This is a genomic window from Chitinophaga sp., assembly GCF_036566945.1.
GTDB lineage: Bacteria > Bacteroidota > Bacteroidia > Chitinophagales > Chitinophagaceae > Chitinophaga.
The window spans coordinates 1-2611 of sequence record NZ_DATCVJ010000490.1; the positions used below are offsets into that span (position 1 = coordinate 1).

The window sequence follows — 2611 nt, forward strand, 5'->3', positions numbered from 1 at the left end:
GATGCTGACAAATGTTCTCATTTCAGAGGTACAGATGTTATCGCATTCAGAAGCGGCGCAACAAATGGGGCAATGATTTTCTATAAAGAAGTAGGTGTCTCCCTCTTTTTTCCATTCTGCCAGGTATCCTTCTCCGGAGCGGATGGCTGCAAACGAAGTCAGCCGGTTTTCAAGTCCGTCGACTCCCTGAAGGGCAGTACTGTATTTTTCGAGCTGATTTTTCTCCCTTGCGTTAACGACATTATCGAGCGCTTCCTTTCCTAAAACCGTTTTAATGGTCTGGATCAGTTGCAGACTGAGTTCGGTATGTGTATCGGGGAAGCGGGCGTTACCCAATGGGGTGAGGCTCCATATTAAAACGGGGCGTCCAACGCCTCTGGAAGTGCTTTCGGAGTGTACCAATCCTTCTTCTCCCAGTTTAAGCAGTTGAAGCCGGGCGCCTTCTCCGGTGATACCCAATTCACTCGCCAATTCGGCTGCAGACAGCGGTCCCCGGGTCTTGAGCAATGTCAAAAACCGTTCGGCAGCATTCTTGGTTCGTATTGGATAATTTTCCAAGTTATTACTTGTTTTATTATCAAATATCGGTATTTTTGTGAAAGCTAAAAAAAAGATTTTGGGGTTTTGAGGATTGTGAGCGGTACTCCAACAAAACATAATCTCATAATCACTTAAATCTCTAAATATTAGATATTAATGAACGTCCTGATATTTAATGGTGCCATTGATGACCGTCCTTATGCCACCTCAAACCAGCTGGCGGCGTATCTGACAGCGCAATTGCAGGAAAAAGGGTTTTCGCCGGAGATCTTTAGTCTGGGTAATACGCAGATCCCCTTCTTTTCCCAACAGGAAGCAGGGCTCAAACCACCCGCTGTAGATGCGATGTGTGCCGCTTTTTGCAAAGCAGATCTTCACATATGGATGACACCATTATATCATGGTAGCATGACAGGCGCGATGAAAAATTGTCTGGACTGGTTGGAGATGACAAGTAAGAACCAGCGTCCTTATTTAACAGGAAAGGTTGTAGCTTTGCTCTCCTGGGCAGACGGCACCCAGGCCATGCAGGGTATAAATGCGATGGATGCAGTTGCGAAGGCGTTAAGGGCATGGGTATTACCTTATTCCCTCCCGATCTTAAAAGACAATCTGTATGACCCGCAAACCCGTGAGTTTACTGCGTTTTATAAGAACAAACTGGATATGATGGTACAGTTGTTATGTGCGGCAAAATCGCATGTGGTAGCAGGTATTGAAAGATAAATAGTGAAACACACCGGGAAACCGGTGATAGCTAATCAAAACAAATTCTGAGTATGATAACCGTTTCAGAAAAAGCAGGAGAATATATCAAAGCGCTGATGGAAAGAGAACATCATGCGCCGGGTACCTTTGTACGCGTAGGTGTAAAGGGTGGTGGCTGCTCAGGCCTCGAATATGTGATGAAATTTGAAGCAACAGAAGAAGAAGGCGACCAGATATTTGAAGATAAAGGCATTAAAGTAGTGGTACAGATGAAAAGTCTGTTGTACCTGTATGGTACAGAGCTGGACTTTTCAGATGGCCTAAACGGCAAAGGTCTTTTCTTTAACAATCCTAACGCAACCAGAACCTGTAGCTGCGGCGAAAGCTTCGGGGTATAAATTTAAAACTTGTATGATCAACAGTAACGAAATAATTGATGATATAGCCAATAAGGAGTATGAGTTTGGCTTTAGCACCGATATTGAAATGGATATAGCTCCTCCCGGGCTGAATGAAGATATCATCCGTTTTATTTCGGCGAAGAAGAATGAACCTGAATGGCTGCTGGAATGGCGCCTGAAGGGATTTGCCGCATTTAAGAAAATGGAATTCCCTAAATGGCAGCATTTTGAAATGCCTAAGCTTGATCTGCAGGCACTTTCTTATTATGCAGCCCCCAAGAAGAAGGTAACGCTCAACAGTCTGGATGAAGTAGATCCTGAACTGCTGGCGACTTTCGCTAAACTGGGTATTCCCCTGAACGAACAGAAAGCACTGACAGGTGTAGCGGTAGATGCGGTATTTGACAGCGTTTCTGTGGCGACCACTTTTAAAGGCAAGCTGAAAGAAATGGGCGTAATCTTTTGCTCTTTCGGTGAAGCCGTGCAGGAACATCCTGACCTGGTAAAGAAATACCTGGGCAGTGTGGTTCCTCATACGGACAATATTTTTGCCGCACTCAATGCCGCGGTATTTTCCGATGGTTCGTTTGTATACATTCCCAAAGGTGTACGTTGCCCGATGGAACTGAGCACCTACTTCCGTATCAATGCCCAGAACACCGGACAGTTTGAACGTACCCTGATTATTGCAGACGATAACAGCTATGTAAGTTACCTGGAAGGTTGCACTGCACCGATGCGTGATGAGAATCAACTGCATGCTGCTGTTGTGGAACTGGTAGCCATGGAACAGGCTGAAATAAAATATTCTACCGTACAAAACTGGTATCCCGGTGATAAAGACGGTAAAGGTGGTATCTATAACTTCGTTACCAAGAGAGGTATTTGTAAAGGTACTTCCAGCAAAATCTCCTGGACACAGGTAGAAACCGGTTCTGCTATTACCTGGAAATATCCCAGCG

4 protein-coding genes are annotated in these 2611 nt (G+C 45.0%); 3 read left to right on the forward strand and 1 reads right to left on the reverse strand.

Features of this window, described 5'->3' with window-relative positions; translation table 11 throughout:
- A partial coding sequence (locus VIP81_RS15030) for a MarR family transcriptional regulator (protein ID WP_331962198.1) occupies positions 1-558 on the reverse strand: 558 nt, incomplete at its 3' end.
- Between the two features lie 138 nt (positions 559-696).
- Here VIP81_RS15030 and VIP81_RS15035 point away from each other — a divergent pair.
- The 3 genes from VIP81_RS15035 to sufB form a co-directional block, all read left to right on the forward strand.
- On the forward strand, positions 697-1266 hold the full coding sequence (locus tag VIP81_RS15035) for an NADPH-dependent FMN reductase (RefSeq protein WP_331962201.1): 570 nt from the start codon (positions 697-699) through the stop codon (positions 1264-1266).
- Positions 1267-1319: 53 nt separating this feature from the next.
- A complete protein-coding gene (locus VIP81_RS15040; RefSeq protein ID WP_133808162.1) occupies positions 1320-1646 on the forward strand; it encodes a HesB/IscA family protein in 327 nt (108 codons plus the stop codon).
- A gap of 13 nt (positions 1647-1659) precedes the next feature.
- Positions 1660-2611: Fe-S cluster assembly protein SufB (sufB, locus tag VIP81_RS15045; RefSeq protein ID WP_331962209.1), on the forward strand; the 952-nt coding region annotated here is incomplete at its 3' end.